Origin of the sequence: Mesorhizobium sp. M7A.F.Ca.CA.002.04.1.1, assembly GCF_004022805.1 — a bacterium.
Taxonomy (GTDB): domain Bacteria; phylum Pseudomonadota; class Alphaproteobacteria; order Rhizobiales; family Rhizobiaceae; genus Mesorhizobium; species Mesorhizobium ciceri.
In genome coordinates this window covers 1-5,811 of sequence record NZ_RZPL01000338.1, presented here as the reverse complement: position 1 = coordinate 5,811, position 5,811 = coordinate 1, and the positions used below count along the sequence as shown (strand labels likewise).

General features: G+C 60.7%; 4 protein-coding genes and 1 pseudogene. 3 read left to right on the top strand and 2 right to left on the bottom strand.

The genetic code is table 11. The annotated features are described in order from the left end of the window. Both ENZ75_RS18225 and ENZ75_RS18220 read left to right on the top strand, forming a co-directional pair. Positions 1–367: pseudogene (locus ENZ75_RS18225) on the top strand (ATPase); the annotation flags it as partial. A gap of 190 nt (positions 368–557) precedes the next feature. Then, positions 558–2,447, top strand: a complete 1,890-nt coding sequence (locus ENZ75_RS18220; RefSeq protein ID WP_013531448.1) for an MFS transporter — start codon at positions 558–560, stop codon at positions 2,445–2,447. A gap of 96 nt (positions 2,448–2,543) precedes the next feature. Here the strand turns inward: ENZ75_RS18220 and ENZ75_RS18215 are convergent, their stop codons facing one another. Beyond that, the gene (locus tag ENZ75_RS18215) at positions 2,544–2,741 is read right to left on the bottom strand and encodes a DUF2735 domain-containing protein (RefSeq protein ID WP_063168063.1); all 198 of its coding nucleotides are present in this window, start codon (positions 2,739–2,741) and stop codon (positions 2,544–2,546) included. A 316-nt stretch (positions 2,742–3,057) separates the two neighbouring features. Between ENZ75_RS18215 and ENZ75_RS18210 the strand changes: the two genes are divergently transcribed. After that, positions 3,058–4,098 (top strand): glutamine synthetase beta-grasp domain-containing protein, encoded by a 1,041-nt coding sequence (locus ENZ75_RS18210; RefSeq protein ID WP_013531450.1) that lies wholly within the window; start codon positions 3,058–3,060, stop codon positions 4,096–4,098. A 738-nt stretch (positions 4,099–4,836) separates the two neighbouring features. Here the strand turns inward: ENZ75_RS18210 and glnA are convergent. Next, on the bottom strand, positions 4,837–5,811 hold a 975-nt coding region (glnA, locus tag ENZ75_RS18200), incomplete at its 5' end, for a type I glutamate--ammonia ligase (RefSeq protein ID WP_128278223.1).

The window sequence follows — 5,811 nt, the reverse complement described above, 5'->3', positions numbered from 1 at the left end:
GCATTGGGATCCGGTGATCGACTGGGCGAGGACGCTCGGAGCCCGCTTCAATCTGGCCGAGGGCATCATCCATGTCGAGCAGCCGCGCGAGACCATCGCCGTGCTGGGCAGCCATCTTGCCCAGCGCGCCGAGCCGCTGCGGCTCGCCGCCATCCATGTGATGACGTCGCTGACCGGTTCGGCGCTGCTGGCGCTGGCTGTCGATTTCGGCGAGATCGACGCTGAGGCTGCCTGGGCCGCTGCTCATGTCGACGAGGACTGGCAGATCGAGCATTGGGGGCAGGATGCGGAGGCCGTTGCCCGCCGCGCGGCTCGCAAGCGCGACATGATGGCTGCCGCCGGCCTGCTGCAAGCGCTCAAGGGCTAGGGGTTTCCCAACTCGCCCGGTTTCATCCCGCAGCGCACCTAATACCAAAGTCATAATCCCAAAGACGCGCTGCCTTTGGCGGGCGCTTTCTGTCATTTTTCCCGAATGGCTGTCGTTGAGTCCGTGCTCGGAGGAGAACGCGGACAGTGTCGCGCAGCATTGAGAACGGGTCTCACGGGAGGATAACGCAATGGCAATAGCATCGACCGCCGGCGGAACAAGCCGCGGCATGACGCGGGAAGAGAAGAAAGTCATCTTCGCTTCCTCGCTCGGCACCGTTTTCGAATGGTATGATTTCTATCTTTATGGCTCGCTGGCGGTGTTCATCGGTTCGACCTTTTTCAGCCCAGCCATTCCGGAAGCGACCCGCAACATTTTCGCGCTGTTGGCTTTCGCCGCAGGCTTCCTTGTGCGCCCGTTCGGCGCACTGCTGTTCGGCCGCATCGGTGACCTTGTCGGCCGTAAATATACTTTTCTTGTCACCATGACGATCATGGGCCTATCGACCTTCCTGGTCGGCTTGCTGCCCGGCTATGCCACTTTGGGCATCGCCGCTCCCGTGATCCTGATCATCCTGCGCATGCTGCAGGGCCTGGCTCTGGGTGGCGAATATGGCGGCGCGGCCACTTACGTCGCCGAACATGCGCCGGACAACCGGCGCGGCTACTACACCTCGTGGATCCAGACCACCGCGACGCTCGGCCTGTTCCTGTCGCTGGTTGTGATCCTGATCGTACAGGCTTCATTGAGCAAGGAAAACTATGCTGCCTGGGGCTGGCGTATTCCGTTCATCGTGTCTTTTCTGCTGCTCGGCATCTCGATCTGGATTCGGCTTTCGCTTTCCGAATCCCCGACCTTCCAGCGCATGAAGGATGAGGGAAAGGGCTCCAAGGCGCCGCTGACGGAAGCCTTCGGCCAATGGAAGAACGCCAAGATTGCACTGCTGGCGCTGCTCGGCCTCACAGCCGGTCAGGCCGTGGTCTGGTACAATGGCCAGTTCTACGCGCTGTTCTTCTTGACCAACGTGCTCAAGGTCGACGCGCAGTCGGTCAACATCATGATCGCGGTCGCCCTGGCGGTCGGTTCGATCTTCTTCGTCGTCTTCGGCTGGCTCTCCGACAAGATCGGCCGCAAGCCGATCATCATGGCGGGCCTTGCGCTGGCGATTGTCTGCACCTTCCCGCTGTTCAAGGCACTGACATGGGCTGCCAATCCGGCACTCGCCACGGCGCAGCAGAACACCAGGGCGACGGTGACCGCGGCGCCGGGCGACTGCAAATTCCAGTTCAATCCGGTTGGCACGGCGAAGTTCACGACATCCTGCGATATCGCGACTTCGTTCCTGACCAAGAACTCGGTTCCCTATGACGTGGTGTCGACGGCTGCCGCCGGCACACCCGCATCTGTCAAAATCGGCAATGAGACGGTCGAGTCCTATGACGCCATCGCCGCCGGTGATCAGGCCAAGGCCAAGGAAGCGGCCTTCATCAAGGCCGTCAATATGTCGCTGCAGGACGGCGGCTATCCGCTGAAGCGCGCGGCAGCCAAGGTTGCGGACCAGAAGCTCGATGCGTTTGTTGCCGCCAACCCGGAACTGAAGCTGGACGCCGCTGCCATCCGTGCCGGTGAAAAGGCGACGGTGCCGATCGACCAGGCGGTCAAGGACAAGCTGCTGACCACCGATGAGGCAGCGGGCGCACCCGAAGTCACCGTCTACAACATTCCAGGCGGCGGCGCGTTCGCCATGTTCGCCGATCCTGCAGCAGTGAACTGGCCAATGACGATCGGCATCCTGTTCATCCTGGTGCTGTTCGTGACCATGGTCTACGGGCCGATCGCGGCGATCCTGGTCGAGATGTTCCCGACCCGCATTCGCTACACCGGCATGTCGCTGCCCTATCACATCGGCAATGGCTGGTTCGGTGGACTGCTGCCGGCAACCGTGTTCGCGCTCAGCGCCTACAAAGGCGACATCTACTATGGCCTTTGGTACCCGGTGGTGATCGCGGCTATAACGCTGGTCATCGGCATGATCTTCGTCAAGGATACGCTCGGCACCGACCTGCACGCCAAGGAGTAGGCAGCCCCAGCGTTCAAAAGAAAGCCCGGCGCGAACGATCGCGCCGGGCTTTTTCTTTTCAGGCCAATTCGTTGGCGAGGGCTGCTGCCCTTTGTGTCAGCTCTTGCGGCCCCGGGCCTCTTCCTCGATGGCTGCCTCATGGTACCAGCCGTCGCCGAAATCCGCGCGGGCACCACGCAGCGAGGCAAGCTCTGCCGCAAACTTAGCCTTTCCGCTCAAATTTGAGGCAGAGAGGCGTGCTGCCGCCGGGAACATCAAAATTTTGGCCGACGGTCGTGTGGAAATGACTTCCATTGCCGGGTTCCTTTCTTCCGCCGAACCTTTTCGATTCAACTTGGCCCGAAGATAAGGTCTGCAATCAAGTTAGGCAATATGCCTATGAAAAGATCAGCATTTGCACACTATTTGTGCAAATAAGGACCGTGATGGATCCGGGCGCATTGCTTAGGCGGCTCACCGACTTCCGGTGGATGCCGCGTCAATTTTGTCGCACCCTCCGGACCAAGAATGGCACACGAATTGCATTTTAAGTGTGCGGCAGGCCAGCTGCTGACGGCAGACGCATGTCGACGCCGTTCAGTGTTCGGTGATCAAGCAACGAGAGGCTAGAATGACGAAATACAAGCTCGAGTATATCTGGCTCGATGGATATACCCCGGTCCCCAACCTTCGCGGCAAGACGCAGATCAAGGAATTCGCCGAATTCCCTGAACTCGAGCAGCTGCCGCTGTGGGGCTTCGATGGTTCCTCGACCCAGCAGGCCGAAGGGCACAGCTCCGATTGCGTGCTGAAGCCGGTTGCGGTCTATCCGGATCCCGCCCGCACCAACGGCGTGCTGGTCATGTGCGAAGTCATGATGCCCGATGGTGTCACGCCGCATGCCTCAAACAAGCGCGCCACCATCCTCGATGACGAGGGCGCCTGGTTCGGCTTCGAGCAGGAATATTTCTTCTACAAGGACGGTCGCCCGCTCGGCTTCCCCGAGAGCGGCTATCCCGCACCCCAGGGCCCGTACTACACCGGCGTCGGCTATTCCAATGTCGGCTCCGTCGCGCGTCAGATCGTCGAGGAGCATCTCGACCTCTGCCTCGCCGCCGGCATCAACCACGAAGGCATCAACGCCGAAGTGGCCAAAGGCCAATGGGAATTCCAGATTTTCGGCAAGGGCTCCAAGAAGGCCGCCGACCAGATGTGGATGGCCCGCTACCTCCTGCAGCGCCTGACCGAGAAATACGGCATCGACATCGAATACCACTGCAAGCCGCTCGGAGACACCGACTGGAACGGCTCTGGCATGCACGCCAACTTCTCGACCGCCTATATGCGCGAAGTCGGCGGCAAAGCCTATTTCGAAGCGCTGATGGCGGCCTTCGACAAGAACCTGATGGATCACATCGCCGTCTACGGCCCGGACAACGACAAGCGTTTGACCGGCAAGCACGAGACCGCGCCGTGGAACCGGTTCAGCTATGGCATTGCCGACCGTGGCGCCTCGATCCGCGTGCCGCATTCCTTCATCAAGAGCGACTATAAGGGTTATCTGGAAGACCGCCGTCCGAACTCGCAGGGCGACCCCTACCAGATCGCCTCGCAAATCCTGAAGACGATCGCCTCGGTTCCGGCAAGCGCTCAGGTTTCAGCCGCCGCGTAAGTGTTTCGGACTGTATGACAAGAGGACCCCGGCGTTTCGCGCCGGGGTTCTTTTTTGGCCGTTACCCGGCGGACTGCATTCCCGGTAAAACATACCCAGAAAAAGTCAGGCAGTTCCGGCGGTCGCTAATCGCCCGTGAGTTCCGGCCGCAGCCGTGCGGGTCTGCGGCGATCACTCGCCAGAAAGCCCGGAAAACCGCCTTTTTCCAGCCCTTGTCCGGGGCGATGGATCTTCCATAAGCATCTGTTCATACAACGGAATCGGTCATTCGCCACCCGGCTGGCGGCGTTGACAGATCACGCTACGGCATGCGTATTCGCTGGCCTTGGGGTTACGTCACGCAATGCTGTTCGGACGGGCGGGGTTTTCTTGAACGGCGGCATTGGCGTGGGCGCCGGACGAGCGGTCACTGTAGCCTGAGACAGTGCTCCGCTCGCTCCTGGCTCCGACGTTGGCGGCCGAACCGCCTCCCTTGATCATTTACTGAACACCGCCGAGTTGTGATTGAAGCGACGCGCTCAAAAGCCGGCCGCTCCGATGGACCGTAGGTCCAAGAATCCGGGCATCCTATGATCGTCGAAGACGAAAGGCGGATACGGCTGTCCATGCGCGGCTGCCGTGCAGGCGAGGCATGCCGGTCGGCTGGCAATCCTATTGGAGCGCAGCAAAAAGCCCTTGAAAGAGGGACGTCTTTCAAGGGCTTGAGCATTATAGCTAATCTTGGACCGAGATTGAATCTCAGACGGAGTAGTACATGTCGTACTCGACCGGATGCGGGGTCATTTCGAAGCGCATCACTTCGGCCATCTTCAGCTCGATATAGCTGTCGATCTGGTCGTCGTCGAAGACGCCGCCGGCTTTCAGGAAGCCGCGGTCCTTGTCGAGGCTCTGCAGGGCTTCACGCAGCGAGCCGCAGACGGTCGGGATCTTCTTCAGCTCCTTCGGCGGCAGGTCGTAGAGATCCTTGTCCATCGGCTGGCCGGGATGGATCTTGTTCTTTATGCCGTCGAGGCCGGCCATCAGCAGCGCTGAGAAGGCGAGGTAGGGGTTCGCGCCCGGATCGGGGAAGCGGACCTCGACGCGCTTGGCCTTCGGCGACGAGCCGAACGGGATACGGCAGGAAGCCGAGCGGTTGCGCGCCGAATAGGCGAGCAGAACCGGCGCTTCGTAACCCGGCACCAGGCGCTTGTAGGAATTGGTCAGCGGGTTGGTGAAGGCGTTGATCGCCTTGGCATGCTTGATGACGCCGCCGATGAAGAACAGGCAGCTTTCCGACAGACCGGCGTATTCATTGCCGGCGAAGGTCGGCTTGCCGTTCTTCCAGATCGACATGTGGACGTGCATGCCCGAGCCGTTGTCGCCGAAGATCGGCTTCGGCATGAAGGTTGCCGTCTTGCCGTAGGCGTTGGCGACCTGGTGGACGACATACTTGTAGATCAGCATCTTGTCGGCGTTGCGCACCAGCGCGTCGAACTTGATGCCGAGTTCGTGCTGAGCCGCCGCCACCTCATGGTGATGCTTTTCGACGCGCACGCCCATCTCGGCGAGCACGGTCAGCATTTCCGAGCGCATGTCCTGCGCGCTGTCGATCGGCGGCACCGGGAAGTAGCCGCCCTTGATGCGCGGACGGTGGCCGAGATTGCCGGTCTCATAATCGGTGTCGTCGTTCGACGGCAATTCCGTGGAGTCGAGCTTGAATCCGGTGTTGTAGGG